19 protein-coding genes are annotated in these 21,524 nt (G+C 35.8%); 11 read left to right on the forward strand and 8 right to left on the reverse strand.

Going from position 1 to position 21,524, the window contains the following annotated elements; genetic code table 11:
- Nucleotide 1: 1 nt before the first annotated feature.
- From V7Q04_RS06345 to murJ, 5 genes are all read right to left on the reverse strand, one after another.
- Nucleotides 2-1,261, reverse strand: coding sequence for a M16 family metallopeptidase (locus V7Q04_RS06345; protein WP_333804095.1), 1,260 nt, complete (start codon nucleotides 1,259-1,261; stop codon nucleotides 2-4).
- A 48-nt stretch (nucleotides 1,262-1,309) separates the two neighbouring features.
- Nucleotides 1,310-2,374: a quinone-dependent dihydroorotate dehydrogenase gene (locus V7Q04_RS06350; RefSeq protein WP_333804096.1), complete on the reverse strand. Its 1,065-nt coding sequence runs from the start codon at nucleotides 2,372-2,374 to the stop codon at nucleotides 1,310-1,312.
- A 75-nt stretch (nucleotides 2,375-2,449) separates the two neighbouring features.
- Nucleotides 2,450-4,165, reverse strand: coding sequence for an ABC transporter ATP-binding protein (locus V7Q04_RS06355; protein ID WP_333804098.1), 1,716 nt, complete (start codon nucleotides 4,163-4,165; stop codon nucleotides 2,450-2,452).
- A complete protein-coding gene (gene cysS, locus V7Q04_RS06360; RefSeq protein ID WP_333804099.1) occupies nucleotides 4,166-5,563 on the reverse strand; it encodes a cysteine--tRNA ligase in 1,398 nt (465 codons plus the stop codon).
- Complete coding sequence (gene murJ, locus V7Q04_RS06365; RefSeq protein WP_333804100.1) at nucleotides 5,550-6,959, reverse strand: murein biosynthesis integral membrane protein MurJ; 1,410 nt, start codon at nucleotides 6,957-6,959, stop codon at nucleotides 5,550-5,552. Before murJ ends, cysS begins: the two co-directional genes overlap by 14 nt.
- A 147-nt stretch (nucleotides 6,960-7,106) precedes the next feature.
- Between murJ and V7Q04_RS06370 the strand changes: the two genes are divergently transcribed.
- The 9 genes from V7Q04_RS06370 (at nucleotide 7,107) to V7Q04_RS06410 (ending at nucleotide 16,726) form a co-directional block, all read left to right on the forward strand.
- Nucleotides 7,107-9,038: a flagellar assembly protein A gene (locus tag V7Q04_RS06370; protein ID WP_333804102.1), complete on the forward strand. Its 1,932-nt coding sequence runs from the start codon at nucleotides 7,107-7,109 to the stop codon at nucleotides 9,036-9,038.
- Nucleotides 9,035-9,592 carry a Holliday junction branch migration protein RuvA gene (gene ruvA, locus V7Q04_RS06375; RefSeq protein WP_333804103.1) on the forward strand — a complete coding sequence of 186 codons (558 nt, stop codon included), beginning with the start codon at nucleotides 9,035-9,037 and terminating at the stop codon, nucleotides 9,590-9,592. Before V7Q04_RS06370 ends, ruvA begins: the two co-directional genes overlap by 4 nt.
- A 12-nt stretch (nucleotides 9,593-9,604) precedes the next feature.
- Entirely contained in the window at nucleotides 9,605-10,639 is a 1,035-nt protein-coding gene (locus tag V7Q04_RS06380; protein ID WP_333804104.1) for a D-alanine--D-alanine ligase, read from the forward strand.
- Between the two features lie 53 nt (nucleotides 10,640-10,692).
- The gene (locus tag V7Q04_RS06385; RefSeq protein WP_333804105.1) at nucleotides 10,693-10,917 is read left to right on the forward strand and encodes a prevent-host-death protein; all 225 of its coding nucleotides are present in this window, start codon (nucleotides 10,693-10,695) and stop codon (nucleotides 10,915-10,917) included.
- On the forward strand, nucleotides 10,910-11,629 hold the full coding sequence (locus V7Q04_RS06390; RefSeq protein ID WP_333804106.1) for an alpha/beta fold hydrolase: 720 nt from the start codon (nucleotides 10,910-10,912) through the stop codon (nucleotides 11,627-11,629). The genes V7Q04_RS06385 and V7Q04_RS06390 overlap by 8 nt, the downstream gene beginning before the upstream one ends.
- A complete protein-coding gene (locus V7Q04_RS06395) occupies nucleotides 11,626-11,895 on the forward strand; it encodes an acylphosphatase (protein WP_333804108.1) in 270 nt (89 codons plus the stop codon). The genes V7Q04_RS06390 and V7Q04_RS06395 overlap by 4 nt, the downstream gene beginning before the upstream one ends.
- A 3-nt stretch (nucleotides 11,896-11,898) precedes the next feature.
- Complete coding sequence (locus V7Q04_RS06400) at nucleotides 11,899-13,335, forward strand: UDP-N-acetylmuramoyl-tripeptide--D-alanyl-D-alanine ligase (RefSeq protein ID WP_333804110.1); 1,437 nt, start codon at nucleotides 11,899-11,901, stop codon at nucleotides 13,333-13,335.
- Nucleotides 13,336-13,403: 68 nt separating this feature from the next.
- Complete coding sequence (gene pta, locus V7Q04_RS06405) at nucleotides 13,404-15,515, forward strand: phosphate acetyltransferase (RefSeq protein ID WP_333804111.1); 2,112 nt, start codon at nucleotides 13,404-13,406, stop codon at nucleotides 15,513-15,515.
- Nucleotides 15,512-16,726, forward strand: a complete 1,215-nt coding sequence (locus tag V7Q04_RS06410; protein WP_333804112.1) for an acetate kinase — start codon at nucleotides 15,512-15,514, stop codon at nucleotides 16,724-16,726. The genes pta and V7Q04_RS06410 overlap by 4 nt, the downstream gene beginning before the upstream one ends.
- 44 nt (nucleotides 16,727-16,770) lie before the next feature.
- Here V7Q04_RS06410 and V7Q04_RS06415 read toward each other — a convergent pair whose 3' ends face one another.
- Nucleotides 16,771-17,217: a GatB/YqeY domain-containing protein gene (locus tag V7Q04_RS06415; RefSeq protein ID WP_333804113.1), complete on the reverse strand. Its 447-nt coding sequence runs from the start codon at nucleotides 17,215-17,217 to the stop codon at nucleotides 16,771-16,773.
- 81 nt (nucleotides 17,218-17,298) lie between these two features.
- On the opposite strand from V7Q04_RS06415, the gene flgH reads away from it, so the two are divergent.
- The gene (flgH, locus tag V7Q04_RS06420; protein WP_333804114.1) at nucleotides 17,299-18,006 is read left to right on the forward strand and encodes a flagellar basal body L-ring protein FlgH; all 708 of its coding nucleotides are present in this window, start codon (nucleotides 17,299-17,301) and stop codon (nucleotides 18,004-18,006) included.
- Between the two features lie 24 nt (nucleotides 18,007-18,030).
- Nucleotides 18,031-18,474, forward strand: a complete 444-nt coding sequence (locus tag V7Q04_RS06425; RefSeq protein ID WP_333804116.1) for a hypothetical protein — start codon at nucleotides 18,031-18,033, stop codon at nucleotides 18,472-18,474.
- A gap of 46 nt (nucleotides 18,475-18,520) precedes the next feature.
- Here the strand turns inward: V7Q04_RS06425 and V7Q04_RS06430 are convergent, their stop codons facing one another.
- On the reverse strand, nucleotides 18,521-19,762 hold the full coding sequence (locus V7Q04_RS06430; protein WP_333804117.1) for a type II secretion system F family protein: 1,242 nt from the start codon (nucleotides 19,760-19,762) through the stop codon (nucleotides 18,521-18,523).
- Entirely contained in the window at nucleotides 19,759-21,510 is a 1,752-nt protein-coding gene (locus V7Q04_RS06435; RefSeq protein WP_333804119.1) for a GspE/PulE family protein, read from the reverse strand. Before V7Q04_RS06435 ends, V7Q04_RS06430 begins: the two co-directional genes overlap by 4 nt.
- Between the last annotated feature and the right edge of the window lie 14 nt (nucleotides 21,511-21,524).

Consider the following 21,524-nt stretch of genomic DNA (forward strand, 5'->3'; position numbering starts at 1 on the left):
GTTAATAATCCTTTCTTAATATCACAGTTGTCGAAAACTGTGGGAGTAAATATTTGTTAACAACGTTGATTATATCTTCTTTTTTCAGCTTGTTGATACCCTCTTCATAATGCAACAGCGGAGTAATATCTCCTTTGGCATAATATGAGCCAAACAGTGACGCAAGTTCACTTGAACTTTCTAAATTATGAATAAAATCAGCTTTGGTGTTGATCTTGATCTTCTCGATCTCTTTATCACTGACATCGCCTTTTTTGAGGCTCTCAATAATCTTTAATATTTCACTTTCAACATTTTCAGCTTTAACACCAGGATTACAAACAGCTAGAAATAAGAAAATCGAAGGGTCTTTTGCTTCCATTGAGTAGCCATAAATTTGATTGACTAATTTTTTCTCATCGACTAAAATGCGGTGAAGCTTACTGCTCTTTCCACTGCTTAAAAGCTCACTTAATGCTGAGAGTGCCACTTGATCTTCATGTAAAAAGTTAGGAATTTTGTAAGCAACCGCTACCATTTCCACTTCACTCTCTTTTTTAATCAATAGACGCTTAGCACCATCTTGTTGTGGTTCAACTTGATGATGAGCTGCAGGAATAGGCGTAGCGTTTTTGATATTACCAAAGTATTGTGTAACATTGTTGAAAACAACTTCTGGTTCAATATCTCCTGCAACAACAACGATAGCGTTTGCAGGCTGGTAATATTTAGAATGGAAACTACGGATATCTTCAATACTCCAGTTTTTAATATCTTGTATAAAACCTATTGGTGTCCAGTGATACGGATGATAGGTAAAAGCATTGTTAAAGAGTCTAAAGTAAAGGTATCCCACAGGTGAGTTATCGGTTCTCCAGAGTCTCTCTTCTAAGACAACATTACGCTCAGGTTGAAACTCCTCATCTGTAAGCTTAAGATTTTGCATGAGTTCTGCAAAAAGCTCTAATGATTTAGGTAAGTTCTTAGAGGAGCTTTTGATGTAATAGTGTGTATAATCAAAGCCTGTTGAGGCATTATTGACACCACCGAAACCTTTAACAATCTCATCAAATTCACCTGATTTTAGGTTTTTTGTGGATTTGAAATTAAGATGTTCTAGCATGTGTGCAATGCCACTTTTACCCATAATTTCATTACCGCTACCCACTTTGTAAAAGACATCTGTTGTAATAACATCGCTTTTGTTGTTCATGGGAATAACGACTATTTGAAGACCATTCTCTAAAGTTTTGGTAAAATGCTCAGGCAGAGAGTTAGCCATTAATGCTCCTAAAAATGTTAAAAATAGTAGTACATGTTTCATTTGTTATCATCTCCTGTCGCTTCCTATAACTTCGCTAATATGACTAAATCCATCTTTTTCCATACGCTCTAAAATACCAAGATTGATTGAGCGATTGAGAGAAGGTCCTTTAAAAATAAATGCTGTGTAGACTTGAATAAGGCTTGCACCTGCTTTAAGTCTTCTGTATGCCTCATCTGCAGAGTCAATGCCTCCGACTGAAATGAGTGTCGTTTTACCGAAAAATTCTTTAGCTAATGCTTCAAACATACTAAAACTTTTTTCTGTTAATACTTTACCGCTAATACCACCAAAATCTTTTGCATTTGGAAGCAGTGAATAATCAATGGTTGTGTTCGTCGCCACAATACCATAGGCTCCATTTTCCAACGCAGTTGAGCTAATGTTCAAAGCATCATTGATGGCAAGATCGGGTGCAATTTTAAGAAGAACAGGTTTGTCTGTAAGTTCTTTTACCATGACAAAAAGATCTTTAATAAATTGCTCATTTTGTAAATCTCGAAGCCCTGGTGTGTTAGGAGAAGAGATATTAATCACCAGATAATCGCTCAAATCTTTAAAACGCTTAATCAATTTTTCATAATCTTTTAGCGCATTTTCTGCTGAAGTGACTTTGTTTTTACCTATATTGGCACCCAGTGGTGTTGCAAAAGGATAGAGTGATTCTAAGCGTTTACCAATTTTGTACATACCTTCGTTGTTAAAACCCATGGCATTTTGGATGCTCTCTTGTTCAGGAAAACGAAAACAGCGTGGTTTTGGATTGCCACTTTGTGGTTCAGGTGTCATCGTGCCATACTCAATATGCCCAAATCCAAGGGCTGTGAGCATTTTAATCATCGTGGCATTTTTATCGAAACCTGCTCCTAGTCCTAATGGATTGTGAAAGGTTTTACCAAAAAGCTCTTGTTCTAGACGTTTATCGTGAATATAAAAGTGTTCGGCTAAAGGTGAGAGGATAAAAGGTGTAAATTTTGCACCATTTTTAAAGAAAAATTCTGCAATATGGTGTGCATTTTCTGGAGAGAAGTTAAACATAAATTTTTTCATCAGACCATAATAATCAAACATCTTTTATTTCCTTCAATATTAAAGTACGCGATTATACTCCATTAAAGATAAAAGATGGTTGATTTTTAGGCAGTTTTAGTGTTGTAAACCTTTGAGATTAAGATACTCTTGGGATGTTTTAAGTAACTCTTCATCGCTGCCAATAGCACAAATTTTGCCGTGTTTAAGAAGAGCAATTTTATCTGCTTTTTTAATAGTACTTAAACGATGTGCAATGACAAAAGTAATCTTGTCCTTGATAAGATTTTCAATAGCTTCTGTTATTTTTTGTTCACTGTGTGAATCCAAAGCAGAGGTTGCTTCATCTAAAATAAGTACCTGCGGATTGGTATAAATAGCACGAGCTATGGCAATGCGTTGTCTTTGTCCACCTGAAAGGTTTGTTCCAAATTCATCTAGATGGGTGTAAATACCTTCATGTAAGTTTTGCACAAATTCATAGGCATTAGCTTTTTGAAGTGCATCGATCACTTTTTCTTCATCTATCTCTTTGCCATACGCGACGTTTGCTGCAATGCTATCGTGAAAGATATAGACTCGTTGGGTTACCATAGCAATGTTGTGGCGTAGGTCGTGAAGATCAAATGATTTTAGATCCATTCCATTGATGCAAATAGTGCCTGATATTGGATCATAAAAGCGCATAAGCATATTCATTAAAGAGCTTTTACCACCACCACTATCACCAATAAGTGCAATCATTTCTCCTGCTTTTGCCTCAAGGCTTACGTCATGTAATGCTTGTTTTTCACCGTAAGAGAGTGAGACATTGTTAAAAGTAATCGTATCAATTTTTTGTGGTAAAGAGGCATTTCCTGTTTTAATTGAAGGTGTTTGATCAAGTAAAAAGAAGATACGCTCACTTGCAACGACAGCATCTTGCATCTTGTTGTAAAGACCTGAAATCCTCTTAATAGGTGTATAAAGCATAAAAAGAGCCGTTAAAAACGAGAAAAACGCTCCTACACTCATGCTTCCTTCTATAACTTCTTTGCCACCTACTAAAATAACAACAGCAACCCCAATTGATCCTAATGTTTCCATTACAGGACTTACCAGTTCATTGACTTTAGTTGATTTCATCGTAAGTCTAAAATAACGTTCATTGTCTTTTTTGAAGAGATCATGTTCATATTTTTGAGCATTATTGGCTTGAATAATCTCAATATTATTAAAAATTTCACTCAGTTTTGCCGTAATATCTGAAACTTTTTCTTGAGATTGGCGTGAAACTTTCTTCATTTTTTTAGACAGAATACTAAGAGGATAGATCGCTAAAGGCATAATTATTAAAGCATAAAATGCTAATTCAGAGCTTTGATAAATTACAACACCTATAAGACCAAAAATAGTGAATGTTTCTCGTAAAAATTCGGGGATTAGGTTTGAGACAACTGTTCTGACACGCTCAACATCATTAGTATTACGACTAATGAGCTCTCCCGTGCGGTATTCATGGAAGAAAGAGAGATCCAGCTTTAAAAGATTTTCTAAAATGTTGTCACGAAAACGTTTGATAATATCTTGACCAATATAAGCTGTAAAATAGGCTTGCATGTATCGTCCAGCTTCTTTTGCAGCATAAACAGCAATAATGGCATAGGGTAAAAATTGAAGCATTTCTTTATCTTTAGCGATGAAAATTTCATCCAAAAGAGGCTTTACCAAATAAGCGGAATAGGCGGTGCCACCACTCGAAAGTACCATACCAAAAATAGCCAGAAGAAAGTAAGGAATATAATCTTTAAAAAAAGGTAAAAAACGTTTTAAGATACCACGTAGGCTTTTCATCTAGTTCACCTTTTCCCATTGTGTTCCACTAGCGGTATCCATAAGCTGAATTTGTTTTTTTTCTAAAAGTGTACGAATTTCATCAGCTTTAGTAAAATCTTTATCTTTTTTAGCTTGTGCGCGATTTTCAATCAACGCTTCAATCTCAACTTTTTCAGCGTCACTTACACCGATTTGAAAATAAGTGTAAGGATTGTAAAGTCCAATCCCAAGCAGTGCTTCAATCCAAATAAGATTGGCATGGGTCACTGCTTTAGAGGCTTTATCTTTTGGATTAGCATCTAACATTTCATTTGCATACGAGATCATTTCATCCATACTTGCCAATGCTTTAGAAATATTAAGATCATCACTTAGTGCTTCTATCATTGACGTTTTAAAGTTAGATGAGAGTTCACTCGGTGTTATTTCAAAAACTCTTTTTTTAAGACGGTAAAGCTTATCAAGTCGTTTTTTGGTGTTTAGTAAATCTTCTTCAGAAAAGTTAAAATTAGCCCTATAATGCGTTGCAAGGAGATAAAAACGAAGCACTTCACCGCTATAATTGGCAAGCGCGTCTTTTAAGAAAAAACTATTGCCTAAAGACTTACTCATCTTTTCTCCACTGATGGTAACAAAGCCGTTGTGCATCCAGTATTTGGCGAGTTCTTGATCGCTTTTGCATCTGGTTTGTGCCGCTTCATTTTCATGATGTGGGAAGAGAAGATCCGCTCCTCCTGCGTGAATATCAATCTGAAAATCACCACTGCTTGCAAGATGCTTTTCAATCATCGCAGAACACTCAATGTGCCATCCGGGGCGTCCTACACCAAAAGGGGCAGGGTAACTTGGTTCATTGGCTTTTGAGAATTTCCACAGTGCAAAATCTCTTTGATCTTTTTTCTCTTCTTTTTGCGCGACACGTGATTGACTGGCTTCTTCTTCAATGACGCGATGACTTAAACTGAGGTATTTATCGTCTTTTGATGTGTCAAAATAGATACCATCGCTGGTAGCATACGCGACCTTTTTACCGAGCATCGTATCAATAAACGTGATGATCTCTGAAACGGTTTCTGTAGCTTTTGGTTCGATGTCTGCATCGTTTACATGTAAAGCATGCATTTCGTTTTTATAACGCTCAATGTAAAAGGAGGTGATTTCTTCAAGAGACTTGCCGCTCTCTTTCATTTTGTTAATGATTTTATCGTCAATGTCTGTAAAATTCTTAACAAATGTGACGGTATACCCCAGTGATACGAACACTCGACGCAAAAGATCGAACGCAATAGCACTTCTCGCATGCCCTAAATGGGCATCATCGTACACTGTTGGTCCGCAGACATAAATTTTAACTTCGTTTTCTTTGATGGGGATAAACGGTACTTTTTTCTTTTGTACCGAATCATAAATAAACATGCATGAGTTCCTTTAACCAACCTAGTACATACCATTCAAGCAGTAGTACTAAAATTAAAATAAGTGATTTTTTATTATACAGTATAGCAAAAAACTTTTTGAGCCCAAAAGAGCGTAGGGTAAAAAAGAGCAAAACGAAAGCTGACAACGACCCAGCAAGGGCAAGACCAGCTGCTCCCATAGGCTTAATCAGTGTAAATGAAAAGATAAGATTTGATCCCAGTGCGTACATTGCAATGACTGCCGCTTCTTTTTGCCTCATCTGTGCGTAGAGCCATAAAGAGAAAAGTTTAGCCAGTCCAAAAGGAATCAAACCTATCATGTACATTCCCAAAACCCATGCTGTTGTGAGGCTGTCTTCATGTGAAAAGGAGCCATGTTCAAACAGAAGTTTTACAATTTCATAACTGAGCATATAACCGCCCATTGTCGATGTTGTAAGTAAAAAAGCTAATACCCAAAAGCCTTGGGCAAGGAGTTTTGATGCTTCATCATCATTATTGGCTTTGATTAAACGGGTAATTCTTGGGAAAATACCCGTAGTAAGAGCAATCGCAAAAAGTGCTAAAGGAAGTTGAAAAATACGATTTCCATAGTAAAGATAACTAATGCTTCCACTCACTAAAAAACTTGCCAGCGTTGTGTCGACAAAAGAGACAATTTGAGGCGTTGAATTGCCAATGATTGAGTGCCAAAACGATCGATTAAAACTTTTATTACTCTCTTCTAATGTGGCATCTCTTTTATGACGGTATTTAAACCCAACGGCAAAGAGTTTTAAAAAATTATCTTTTTTTAGAGCAATAACATGGACGAGAACTTGAAGTAAGCCCCCAACTAAAACACCATAACTAAGGGCATAGACAATAGTTTTGCGATCATACCCCTGAAATAAAAGTAAAGCGCCTATCATTCCTATGTTAAGCAATGCTGTGGAAAAAGCTGAAACTGCAAAATGGTGTTTGTATTGAAGGAGTGAACCAAAAAGAGTTACACAAAAAATGAGTGGAAGATAGTAAAAGTTAATGGCAACAAAAGGGGCTGAAAGTGCAACTGTTTCATCGTCGAATCCAAAAGCAATAATTTTTGCAAAGGATTCACTAAAAAGTGTTACTACAAGTGAAAAAATAATCAAAAAAAGTAAAAAGCGTATAAAAATTGTGTAAGTAAATAGCGCTTTTTTAGGTGCTTTGATGAAGCTTGGAATAAAACTTTGAGTAAATGCACCTTCAGCAAAAATTCGTCGAAAGAGGTTTGGAAATTTAAATGCAACAAAGAAAATATCGCTGTAGATGTTGGCTCCTAAAATAGAAGCACTCAGCATATCCCGAATAAAGCCAAAAATGCGCGAGACTAACGTCCCGATACTGTTTGTAAAAAATGATTTAATAAGCATTGAGTATTTTACCAAAATAACGTTTAAACAAAATTTTTATCTATATTTCGCTAAGATACGCAACCTACTATGTAACATATATGTAACTTTGGTCGATATACAACACACGGGTTCAGAACTCATTTAAATCTATTTTAGAGGTGCACATTGGGGCTATTTGACAAAATTAAGGGAAATAATACGGACGCGACAAAGCAAAGCGATGGTGGTACGTCTGAATTTAAATCCATCGTCATAGACACAACAAATGTCATCAAAGAACTTAAAAATGTTTCTGCTGCAAACCATCTCAAAGCAACAGATTTAGCGTTTAAATTACTCAATGTTACAACATACTACAGTGATGAAAAAAGCGAAAATAATGAGATGAATGAGGAAGAGTTGAAGCTTTTATTGGATGATAGTTTTTTGCTTAACCCAAATCTCAAATTAACACAACATTATCGCGTTGAAATTTATAAAATTGATGACACAGAAAATGACCATACGATCATTCCTGACATTTCGCTCAGTGGCAATAAAAATTTGACAAAAATCATTGCGATGGTAGCCAAAAACCACGACGTCAAGTACACATCAAAGCTTGAAGAAAAAATCATTGAAGATATTCAGATCAAAAAAATAAAAGCAGGTATTTTGGTTGGTATTCGTGATCAAAATATGTATAAAGAGGTCAAAAAGATCGTTGCCAATGTTCGTGTGAACGGTATTATTGATCAAAACTACACGTTTGTCGCCTGCCAAGGTGTTGATGAAGTACCTTCTATAAATGACGATCTTATTTTTCATTACAAAAAGAAAATTAACGCAAAAAGCACAGACGGTAAAGTGGATTATTCTAAACGAGGATTTGTTTTAGCTGTGGATAAAGATGAGTGTATTATTGAATACATTAAACCGCAACTTGGAACACCTGGAAGAAATTGTAGAGGGGCTTTTTTAACGGTTAAAGAGCCACGAAAAACCAATGATGCGCCTATTTTAATTACTGCTAATTTAACAAAAAAAGAGAGCGAAACAAGCATAAAGTATCTTGCAAATCGCGGTGGTTATGTTAATTTTGAAAAAGGTACGTATGATATTCAGGATCAAATGGAAATTAACGAGATTAGCTTTAAATCTACAGGTTCAATTGATGCGAGTTTAGGTTCTAATATTAAGATTAATATTAAAGAGAAAGATATTCTAAAAGATGCCATAGGCGCTGGTATGAGTGTGGAAACTTCTGAAATACATGTTCAAGGTAATATTGGCAGTGGCGCTAAACTTAAAGCAAAAATTGCTGATATTGGTGGACAAACACATCAAAGTTCGTACATTGAAGCAGATAAAATCATTATTTCAGTTCACCGAGGTGAAGCAAATGGCGTTGATGTAGAGATTGACCGTTTAGAAGGTGGCAAAGTTATTGGTGAGAATGTACATGTAAAGCAGATGATAGGCGGTGAAGTTATTGCAAGGATTGTTAAAATTGATAGTCTTATGTCCAATGCCAAGATAACTGCTTCTGAGATTTTAGAAGTAACAGAGCTTAAAGGTACTAATAATAAATTTATTATAGATCCGAGTGTCACAAAAGAATTTAATGAATTAATTGAGTCTATCAATAAAAAAATCGAAAAGCTCGAAGAAGAACTTAAAGCTTATCCTCGACAACTCAGTGCCAAAAAAGAGTTTATTGATAAGAATAAACCAATGGCTGAAATGGTCAAAGAAAAAATTATGGAGCTTAAGCGCACAGGCGTTGAACCTCCTGTAACACTTTTTGCAAAGATCAAAGATTTTCAAGAAAAAGTAATTGACTACAATAATTTTTTACAGACGTTCAAAGATAAAAAAGAAGAATTACAAGAGTATAGAGAAGAGCTTAATAAAGTTCAAAATAAAGTCTTTACCGCTAAAATCATTAACCACTCTGCATGGAAAGAGTTTAATGAAGTGCGTTTTAGACTCATTTATCCACCAAAAGATGTTACTTACAATCCGAAAGAGCACGAAATTGCACGTGAGATTACCCTTAAAGATATGGGTAATGGAGAGCAAAGAATTATGCGTTCAGCCGAGTATAGCAGCAAATGATAGTTGGTATTGAAGGAACTGTAGCCAAGAAAGAGGTTACTTTTGTCCACATTAAAACACCTTCGGGACTTACCTATAAGGTTTTTGTTTCATTGGCTTGTATCGGGAAAATTAATACCGATGCGATTTTTTTACATGTAACGCAAATTATCAGAGAAGACCAGCACAGTTTATATGGTTTTATGGATGAAAATGAGAAAAAAGTGTTTGATACACTTATTAAACTCAATGGCATTGGTCCCTCAACGGCTCTTGCCGTATGTTCGACACTCAGTCCCGATGATTTTGCACAAGCTCTGATCAGCCAAAATGTCCAAGCTTTTCAAAAAGTCCCTGGAATTGGCCCTAAGAGTGCAAAACGTATTTTGGTGGAACTCAGTGATTTTTCATTGCAATTACACAGTGATGATGCCTCTTCAGGAAGTATTCTTGAAGCATCACTTGCCTTAGAAAGTCTTGGATTTAAAAAAGAGATGATTAAAAAAGTATTAAGTACCGTTCAAGGTGGCGATACACAAACACTTATAAAAGAAGCCCTAAGAAAGCTTAGTTAACAAAGGAAGAAGATGACTGTAGCCGTTTTATTTGGCGCCCAAAGTTTTGAACACGAGATTAGCGTAGTGAGTGCCATTGCTCTCAAAAAAGTTCTTAAAAGTGACATTGTTTATATTTTTTGTGATTATGAACGTAATTTTTACTTGATACCAACAGATAAAATTACTTCAAAACGTTTTAGCAGTAGTGAGTATAAAAAAGACAAAACACTTTTTCTCAAACTTGGTGGCTTTTATGCTAAAAAGATGTTGGGTGAAGAGAAAATTACTTTTGATGTGATGATTAACCTTGTCCATGGACAAGACGGTGAAGATGGAAAACTGAGTTCTATGCTTGATTTCTTTGGTGTGCCCTATATTGGTCCTCGCACGGAAGGAAGTTGTATCAGTTATAATAAACTCTTTACTAAATTGTATGCCAAAGAAGTAGGGGTCGATGTTTTGGATTATCAAGCATTGCGCAAAGACAGCCCTGAGCCTATTAGAATTCCTTACCCTTTTATTGTTAAACCATTGCGTCTTGGCAGTTCTATTGGGATTGGCATTGTTAAAGAGGAAAAAGAACTTGCCTATGCACTGGATGTTGCTTTTGAGTTTGATGATACCGTGCTCATTGAGCCATTTATCAGCGGTGTCAAAGAGTACAATCTTGCAGGTTGTAAAAGCGATACCTTCCATTTTTCCATCATTGAAGAGCCACAAAAAGAAGAATTTTTAGATTTTGACAAAAAATATTTGGACTTTTCTCGTACCAAAAGAGTCAACGAAGCTACTTTAGATATAGAAACAGAAAAAGGTATTAAAGATGCCTTTACTAAATTGTATGATCCACTCTTTTTGGGTGCACTTATTCGTTGTGATTTCTTTGTCATAGAGGGTAAAACATACCTTAATGAAATCAACCCAATTCCAGGAAGCATGGCAAATTATCTTTTTGATGACTTTGATAGCATTATAAAATTACTTGCAAAATGGTTACCTAAAAGTATAGCAATGCGTAAAGAATACCGCTATATCAACTCAATTCAAGCTGCTAAAGGGAAGTAAAAGTCTTGTTTATGTAAGATATTACATAAAATTTTGCACAAAGGTTTACTGTAATGACCTATGCCAAGAACGAGATAATGACTGCAACAGACATGGTACGCAACTTTAGCTCCGTGTTAGGAAGCCTTAGCAAAGGCAATAACAAACGTGTCGTCATCGTGAAAAATAACCGTTTTGAAGCGGTTATGGTCACGGTAGATGAATACGAAAAAATGAGCGAAGCTGTTCAAATCCTAGAAAAAATCTACGCTAGCACGAAAAAGAAGAGTGATGGCTAAGAAAGAGATTTTATTTCAAAATAGTACCTATGCACTTGCGTATGAAATGCTCCATTTAGGGCAACCTCAAACAATCCTTTTTTTACATGGCTGGGGAAGCAACAAAGAGATTATGAAGCAAGCGTTTGCAAAAACATTTCCTTCCTATCAACACCTTTATCTCGATCTTCCTGGTTTTGGGCAGTCTTCTATTAATGATGTTATTGATACCATGACATATGCTCACATAGTTCAATCATTTTTAGACGAATTGCACATAAAGCCTTGTATGATAGTAGGGCACTCTTATGGTGGAAAAGTGGCTACGATCCTTAACCCTGAGACGCTTGTTTTACTTTCAAGTGCTGGCATTATTGCGCCAAAGTCGCTTAAAGTAAGAACAAAAATAGCACTCTTTAAAATGCTAAAACCCTTCGCACCTCGCTCTTTATACCGTTTATTTGCAACAAAAGATGTTGATGGAATGAGTCAAACGATGTATGAAATACTTAAAATTGTTGTGAATGAAGATTTTAGTGAGAAATTTTTAGCACGTAAAGCTAAAACATTTATTTTTTGGGGTCAAGAAGACCGTGCAACGCCACTTTTAAGCGGTCAAAAAATACATGCTTTAATACAAGGAAGTCATTTTTATCCATTGGATGGAGATCATTTTTTCTTCTTAAAACAAAACAGAGAGATTGAAAAAACGCTTTTGGAGTTCGGATTTTGAATACGTACAAGTTGATGGTTACAGGACGCGTTCAAGGCGTTAATTATAGGCGTTTTGTTGTCGATATGGCACAAGCATTAGATTATGTTGGGTATGTTAAAAATATAAATGATGGAAGTGTTGAAGTCGTGATTAACACAACGTACGAAGAAGATTTGGAGTTTTTTATCAGCAAGTTATATGATGGCTCTATGTTTTCAGATGTTAAAGATGTCACATGTACCAAGATCAATAAATTGGTCTTTGATAATTTTGAAAAGAGATAGAGTATGGAACAGATAGTAACGAGCATGGTACATCTTGGTTTTACCGTAGCAATAGGCTTTTATTTTATGACGGCAATGCAATGGTATAGTTATAAAATTGAGCGTGTTTTATTTCATTATAATCGCTATGACTGGCATCTTTGTTTCTTTGTATTACCTTTAATTGGCTACTATTTTTTAGAGAGTTTTTTTCTCTATTGTTGGGTTGTGCTCTTTGGTGGAGTACTATTTTTATGGCAGAAAAAAATGGATAAAAAGCTTGTTTGGACTGCACGAATCAAGCGATTTTTCCTTTTTTTAGTTTTAGCAATAGTTTTCCAAGATCTTTTATGTGCTGTTTTTGCTTCATGCCTAAAATTAGGCGTTGTTATTCCTCTTGTTGTTGCACAATGTGCCAGTATGCTTTATGAAAAGATGCTTTTTTTGAGTTTTAAGAAAGAAGCAGAAAAAAAACTAATGGAAAACAGTACGCTGAAAGTTGTTGCAATAACGGCAAGTTACGGTAAAACGAGTATTAAGAACTTTTTAGCACAAATTTTAAGCACTAAACTACATGTCTATAAAACACCTCGAAGTGTTAATACCCTTGGAGGTATTATTAAGGATATCAACGAATCATTGCCTAATGTTTGCGATGTTTACATCGTTGAAGCAGGCGCTCGTATGAAAGGCGATATTGATGAAATTGCACGACTTGTCAATCCTCATATTGCCGTCGTTGGTTGTATTGGTGAGCAGCATATTGAGTATTTTAAAACATTAGAAAATATCCGCAATACCAAGATGGAAATGGTTAACTCTTCGAGGCTTGAGAAAGCATTTGTACATGAGAGTGCACATATAAAAGAAACGCAGACTATCGTCTCTTTTGGTGCAGAACTCAGTGACATTGAAGCAACACTTGAAAAGCTTTCGTTTTCAATGATGTTTGATGGTGTTAAAGAGCCGTTTAGCTGTAATCTTTTGGGTGATTTTAACGCTATCAATATTGCAGCAGCCATTCATGTAGCGCACACACTTGGTCTTAGTATTGAAGAGATCAGAACAGCCGTTGCACGTTTGCAAGGTGTGGAGCATCGTCTTCAAAAAATTGAAGCAGGTGGAAAGCTTATTATCGATGATAGTTTTAATGGAAATTTAGAAGGAATGCTCAGTTCTTATGAATTGGTTTCAAAACATCAAGGTCGCAAAATTATTATTACTCCAGGAATTGTTGAAAGTACTGAAGAAGCAAATACAACGCTTGCGAAGAAAATCGATGAAATTTTTGATCTTGTGATGATTACCAGTAAAACTAATGCGAAGATTTTAGATGCGCATGTCAAAAAGGCGCAAAAAATTATTATTTCCGATAAATCCAAACTCCAAGAAATCTTAGCAGAACACACACATGCAGGAGATGTGATACTTTTCTCTAATGATGCCCCAAATTTTATCTGAAAATTCCATTTTATTATACGAATGTTATACGATCTAAAGTATGATAGTCAGAAATATAAAGGAGTGAGATGAAAACTAAGAGTTTGTATATCTCATCGCTTGCACCAGCAGCGGGCAGTCTGATCGTAGCGATGGGTATTATGGAATTGTTAAAAGGCCGTCTTGGTAAAGTGGCTTTTTTTCGCCCTGTCATTTTAGATGGCAATGAAGTTGATAAAGATATTGATTTTATGCTTGAGCATTATGCCTTAGGTATGGACTATAAAGATACTTATGGTTACACCGTGCACGAAGTCGAAAGCTTAATCGCTGAAAACAAATACAATCACGTTTTAGAAAATCTCATTGATAAACTTAAAACATTAGAAAGTCAGTACGATTTTGTGCTTATTGAAGGACTGAATCAGTCCAATTTTTCACAAACACTTGACTTTGACATTAACCTTTCTATTGCAAAAAATCTTAGCAGTCCTTTTATCAGTGTACTTAAAGGGAAACATAAGAGTGTTAAAGAGGTATTAGATGAAATTCACATCGAAGCAGAAGCAATTAAAGTTGCTGGTTGTCAACACTTTGCAACCTTTGTCAATCGCTTAGGTGAAGCAGAATCTGAAGAGTTGAAAGAACTCAACAGCAAAACACCACTCCAAAAATCTCCTGTTTATTTTCTTCCTGAAGTTCCAGAGCTTGACACGCCTACAGTTGCGGAAATCAAAAAGAAATTAGGCTGTATGCACATTTACGGTGAAGAAAAAGACCTTAGACGTGTGGTAAAACAGAGCAAAATAGCCGCAATGAAGCTTGATAACTTTTTAGAGTACATTGAAGATGGCGATTTGGTTATCACTTCTGGCGATAGATCAGATATTATCGTAGGATGTCTTAGCACCGTATTTTCCAACAATTATCCAAATATTTCAGGTATTTTACTGACTGCAGGTATGATGCCGCATAAATCAATTAATAAACTCATAGCAGGGTTTAAAGACCTTTCTATTCCTATCTTAAGTGTAGATAATGGTACATTTGATACTGCTGTAAATGTTGCCAAAGTTCCCGCAACCATTACACCTCAAAGTGTACGAAAAATAGCACTTGCGATGGGTCTTTTTTCATCCAATGTTAACATTGCTGAGATAGAAAAATCTATTAACACAGAATCTTCAACACATTCATCTATTACGCCTATTATGTTTGAGTATGCTCTTTTTGAGCGTGCAAGACGTGATCGTAAAAAAATCGTACTTCCTGAGAGCAATGATGAGCGAATTCTTCGTGCCACAGAGATTTTATTACGTCGTGATGTTGCCGATATCATTTTATTAGGTGTTGAAGAAGAGGTACGTCGCAAAAGTGCAAGCCTTGGTCTTGACATCAGTAAAGCAACGATTATAGACCCTTTGACATCGCCACTCATGGAAGAATTTGTAACTTCTTTTTATGAGATGCGCAAAGCTAAAGGTTTGGCACTGGATGTTGCACGTGATAGTATGATGATGAAAAACTATTTTGGTACGATGATGGTTTATCTGGGCTATGCTGATGGTATGGTCTCTGGTGCTATTCATACTACGCAAGAGACGATTCGTCCTGCACTTCAGATTATCAAAACGAAACCGGGTATTTCTATTGTTTCAAGTCTCTTCTTTATGTGTTTAGATACACGTGTACTTGTTTACGGTGATTGTGCAGTCAATCAAGACCCTAATGCTGAAGAACTTGCTCAAATTGCTATTTCATCGGCTGACACAGCGAAGATGTTTGGCATTGAGCCAAAAATTGCAATGCTCTCTTATTCTACAGGTGATTCAGGCAAAGGCGAAGAGGTTGAAAAAGTGAGACTTGCAACAAAAATCGTTCAAGAAACTCGTCCAGATCTAATGGTTGAAGGACCTATTCAGTACGATGCTGCAATTGATCCAAGTGTGGCTAAAACGAAGTTACCTAATAGCAAGGTTGCGGGTGAAGCAACGATCTTTATATTCCCAGATCTTAATACAGGCAATAATACCTATAAAGCGGTTCAAAGAAGTTCAGGCGCTGTTGCTATTGGTCCTGTTCTTCAAGGTTTACGTAAACCTGTTAATGACCTAAGTAGGGGTTGTCTTGTTCCTGATATTGTTAATACTGTCGCCATTACTGCCATTCAAGCACAAACCAATGATGGAGCAAACAAGTGAAAATTTTAGTCTTAAACGCGGGTAGTTCTTCTGTTAAATATCAACTCTTCAATATGTCCAATAACGAGGTCTTAGCAAGCGGTATGATTGAGCAAATTGGCGAAAAAGAGTCAATGGCTAAAATTAAATACAAAGATGAAACGGGCGCTGAGCAAAAAAGAGAAGAAAAATGTTCTATAAAAGATCATGATGAAGCTTTAAAATGGATGAGTGAAGCTTTAATTCACTCAAAGGTTATTCATGACCTTAATGAGCTTGATGGCATAGGACATCGTGTTGTCCAAGGTGGAGCTTCCTTTCAAGAACCTGCTATGGTAGACGAGTATGTCATGTCAGAGATTGAGCGTTTAATCCCACTAGGGCCTTTGCATAATCCAGGTCATTTAGCGGGTATGAAAGTCTCCGTACAGCAAAGTCCAAAGGTACCGCAAGTTGCTGTTTTTGACACGGCATTTCACTCAACATTACCACAACATGCTTACATGTATGCTATTCCTTATAAATACTATGATGAGTTGCGTATTAGAAGATATGGTTTTCATGGAACGTCACATTATTATGTCACAAAAGAGGCAGCCAAGTACCTTAAACAAGAGATGAATACACTCAATGCCATTACGCTTCATCTAGGGAATGGTGCGAGTGTTTCGGCTATTGAAAATGGTAAAAGTGTAGATACCTCTATGGGGTTAACACCACTTGAAGGTTTAGTTATGGGCACACGTAGTGGTGATCTTGACCCTGCTATACTTTTTTATCTTGCTCGCAAGCGAGGGCTTACGTTAGATGATCTTGATAAAATGCTTAATAAAGAGAGCGGATTGAAAGGCATCTGTGGCAATAATGATATGCGTGAAATTTCACGTATGGCAGAAGAGGGTGATGAAAAAGCGCAATTGGCACGCGATATGTTCATCTATCGCTTAAAAAAATATATAGGTTCTTACAGTGCAGTTCTTGGTCGAGTTGATTGTATTGTTTTCACAGGAGGAATTGGTGAAAATGATAGTGGTGTCCGTCTTAAGGCTTGTGCAAATTTAGAAAATCTTGGTATTAAAATTGATCCACGACTTAACGAAATGCGATCAAGTGATATTATGCAAATTAGCACACCAGATAGTAAAGTAAAAGTTTTGGTAATCCCAACCAATGAAGAACTTGAAATTGCGATCGAAACGCTAGAAATGATTGAAAAACATCATACAAAATAATGATGATTTCCATGTAGAGATTTTCTCTACATGGAAAATTGTATTTAGACTAAAAGCTCTTTCGCAATAGCGTTGATTCTTTTACCATCAGCGACACCCTCACACTCTGTAAGTACTCTAGCCATGATTTTACCAATCTCTTTAAGGCTTGTAGCACCGCTCGATTGAATATGTTTTTGAATAATTGTTTTTAGTTCTTCATCACTGAGTTGCTGTGGTAAATAGCTTTTTAAAATAGCAGCTTCTGCGATTTCTTTTTCATACAAATCATCTCTTTTGGCTTCTTGGAAAGCTATTGCTGCATCATCGCGCTGTTTGAGTGATTTTTGGATGATTTTAACAATATCAGTATCACTAAGTTCTTTACGTTCATCGACTTCAATTTGCTTGAGGGCACTCATCAAAAAACGGATGACATCACGTTTGAAATTGTCTTTATTTTTCATTGCCTCTTTAAGGTCATCTTGAAGTTTTGTTTTAAGTTGTGACATCTTTTTTCCTTGGTACTTAATTTGCTTTAGAGGGGCATATTTTATAGTATAATGGTAAAAAATAGAATAAAATGGAGTTATATGAGAGTTTTTGCATGTAGCTTTGTAGCAGTTTTAATTTTGGCAGGCTGTTCTGTTCATCCTGCTGATCCAAAAATTAGCATGAAAGCTCCTGTTTACGTCGATGAAACACCTTCCAAAGTGAATGAGACAATGCCTCCAAATCCGGGTAGTCTTTTTGGGCAAGGAGATAACCCTTTGTTTGCTGATCTAAAAGCAATGCATTTGAATGATGTTGTAACTGTTACTATTACTGAAAAAACGGCACAGACATCAACAGGTAAAAAAGCGCTTACTAAAACGAGTGCTGATACGTTAGGCGCTGGTATAACAACGGCTGCAGGTGGCGGTGTTTTGGGTACAGTTTCAAAAAATTTAAATGAAGTTGGTAATATAGGCTTTACCGCAGGCTCAAATAACTCCTTTACGGGCAATGGAAGTAATACCCGTAATGAAAGCTTCGCAACGACTATTTCAGCACGTATTATCAAAGTGCTTAATAATGGGCACTATTTTATTGAAGGAAGTCGTGAGCTGCTTATAAACGGTGAAAAACAGATTATACAAGTCAGTGGCGTTATTCGCCCTTATGATATTGATAAGAACAATAATGTTGATTCTAAATTTATTGCTGACGCGAAGATTCTCTACAAAACAGAAGGCGATATTGATCAGACAACAACAAAGCCATGGGGTGCTAAGTTTATGGAAACCATTTGGCCATTTTAATGCATTTATTACAAAGGATATTGATTGGAAAGTACTAACCTCCCTAAGTTTATTGAAAGAGACAAAATTTTTAAAGCAAAAGATATTATTGTTGCTCTCAAATATTTTGGTGTCAGTTTTGATAAATTAAAAACAAACACACCAGCACGCGCTCGTGCAATCGTTATTGGATATAAAGCATGGCGTTTGGGTCTTAATGAAACGCAATTACGTTCTGTCATAGATCGTAAAATTGATGATAAAGAGATTATTGAAGTACTTGATTATAAAGAGAAAAAAAGTATTCGTAGTTGGAGTATCTATACAAAAGTAAAAGAGGATGACTATAAAATTAAAGTTGAACGTTTATGGTGTAAAAAATTAGGCGCTTTGTGCTTAATTGCTAATATTGGACAAAAAGAGCTTATTGAACTCTCCAAAGAGAAGTTCAAAGATCAATTAGATTGTACCATTCCTAAAGAGTTTTAAAATATGTTTGCCTTGCATTCAAATGTGAGGCAAACGCTTATGATGTTTATGTTTTGACAGCTTTTGCCATATCCCACATGGGCATGAAAATACCAAGTGCCATTAAAAGAACCATTCCAGCAATAAATCCCAATAAAATAGGTTCGATATAACTGGCAATATTATCAATAATAAGGTTGAAGCGTGACTTGAGATAGTTTGTAACTTTCTCGAGCATTTTATAGAGCATACCACTTTGCTCACCTGCTTGGATCATCTGAATGAGCATCCCTTCAAATAAGCCTGTATCGCGAAATGCTTCTGTAAGAGAAACACCTCTTTGCACTGATATTTTTACAGCAGAAAGCTTTTTTTTCAAGAATGTATTTTCAAGTGTTAAAATAGCAGTATCGAGTGCATCAGCAATAGGAATACCTGCGCGAATTAGTTCGGTAAAAACGAGGCAAAAGCGACTTAGTGTTGCGTATAAAATAATGTCACCAATTAAATAGAGTTTGAGAATGTATTGATCATAATTTTTCTTAAACTCTTCGTTGTTACTCAGTAAATATTTAACCAAAACAATTGTTGCAATGATCACTGCAAGCAGATAAACCCCATAATTATTAATCAAATTTTCCATAAAAAGAAGGATTCTGGTTGGGAGAGGAAGTTCTGTTTTGAGCTTACTAAAAATATCTTTGAATTTTGGAACAACATAGATCATGAGAATTGAAAAAGCGATGGCAATAGCAATAACAACAGTAATTGGATAACGCAATGCTTTTTTAAATTTCTGTCTATTTTCTTCAATTTCTTCTAAAATTTCTGCTAATTTTTCTAAAGATTCTGCCATATTACCCGTACTCTCACCGAGTTCTACCATTGCAATCGTCACATCGCCTACCTCTTGTTTGTAAGGCATCAAAGCTTGTGTGAGACTAAGACCAGAATTTAGATCATCATTAATGCTGTTGAAAATAGTTTTAAGTGATTTATCCATTGTAGAATTGACGACTTCTTTAATACTATCATGAATAGATATACCCGCATTGGTCATAACACTGAGTTGTCGAATAGCAGCAATGAGGCTTATTGTTTTAATTTTTTTGCGAAACAATTTTCCCACAATTTGCACTTTGAGTTCGTTTAATTGATCTTCCAGTGGTATTGAAGTCTCTTTAACAGTTAAAATAATCCCTGGAATTTTTACTTTTGCAATTGCAATCGCATCTCTGCGATTAGGGGATTTGATAATAGTTTTTGTTCTTTGCCCTTTAAAAAGGTAATTCACTTCAAAATATTTCACCCTTTTGCTACTCTTGCAATTTCATCTAGTGATGTAATACCATTGGCAGCACGGATAATTCCATCGTGATACATGTCAACAAAGCCTTCTTTGATGGCTTGCTCTTTGATTTCGCTTTTAGGGATACCTTGTGCAATCATACTTGAAATTTTCTCGCTTATTGGTAAAATTTCAGAGATCATTTCACGTCCCAAATAACCTGTTTGAGAACATTTTTCACAACCATTGTTTTTATAAAACTGATAATTCTCTGGTAACATTATTTGAATTTCATCATAAGCAGTTTTGGGTAACGTATATTTTGTTTTACAATGCGGGCACAGTTTTCGCACCAGCCTTTGTGCTTCAATAGCAATGAGTGAGCCACTAATCAAATAAGGCTCTATACCCATATCTACTATCCTTGTTACCGCACTTAACGCATCGTTAGTGTGGAGTGTTGAAAATACTAAGTGCCCCGTCAGTGCTGCTTGAACAGCAATGCGCAAAGTTTCTGTATCCCGTACCTCACCGATCATAATAATATCAGGATCTTGTCTTAAAATAGATCGCAGTGCTGAGGCAAATGTTAAATTGGCTTTTTCATTCACTTGCACTTGCTGTGTTAAATTTAATTGGTATTCTACAGGATCTTCAACGGTAATAATTTTACTTTGAACACTTTTAATAGCATTTAATGCTGCATAGAGGGTGGTCGTCTTACCGCTTCCTGTAGGTCCTGTAACAAAGATAATTCCATAAGGTGTTCGCATTGCTTGTGAGAATTTTTCGTACGTTGCAGGTTGCATGCCTAAATCTTCAATCTTAATCATAACTTTGGATTTATCTAAAACACGAATGACGATTGATTCTCCATTAATTGTCGGAAGTGCAGAAATCCTAAAGTCATACTCTTTCCCAAGAATGGCAGCTGAAAAACGACCATCTTGTGGTTTACGTTTTTCAGCAATATCCATATTGGAAAGTAATTTCATACGTGAAGAAAGTGGAGGGTAAATGTCTTTATCAAAAATAAATGTTTCAGTAAGCATTCCATCGATTCTGCTACGCACAATGCAGTTGTTTTCCGTGGGTTCAATGTGAATATCGCTCGCACGGGCTAAGATAGAAGTTTTGAGAAGAATTTCAATCAGTTTAAAAATACTTGAAGATTCTTGTGGATTATCAATAGCACTGGATGTTATCTCTTTGCGAATATCGCTTACTAAGCCTTTAATACTTTCACTGAGTTCCATTTTGACAAGATATTTATCAATTTGTGTGGGTTCTGCAATAACAATTTTTAACAGTTTTCGTGGAAAAATTCTCTGTACGCCTTCTTGTGCATTGATATCCAGAGGATCCCTAAGTGCTACAAAAACGTTTATTTCATCTTCACTAATGGGGAGTGCTTTAAACTTCTTGAGTTGCATAAAAGGAAGTTTGGAGGAGAGTCGATAGTCTATATCAATAGAATCTAAATCCAGATATTTGTAATGAAGGCTTTTTGCTAAGGCTTGCAAAAATGTTTCATTACTGATGGCAAAATTGGTATTAATATCTTCAAGTTTGAGTTGATTTTTCTTAAAAAAATCAATGATCAGAACAAGTAGATCTTCTTTAGTAATGATATTTTTGTTTAAAAGGATGTCGCCCAATATTTTATAATTATTTTCTTCTAGCTCTTCTTTGATCTCGGTAGCACTTTTTTCATCAAGAATTTTATTATGAATAAGATAGGTTAAAAGTGTTGTTGTACTATTATTCATGTTATCTACCATTA

Origin of the sequence: Sulfurospirillum sp. (assembly GCF_036802865.1) — a bacterium.
GTDB lineage: Bacteria > Campylobacterota > Campylobacteria > Campylobacterales > Sulfurospirillaceae > Sulfurospirillum.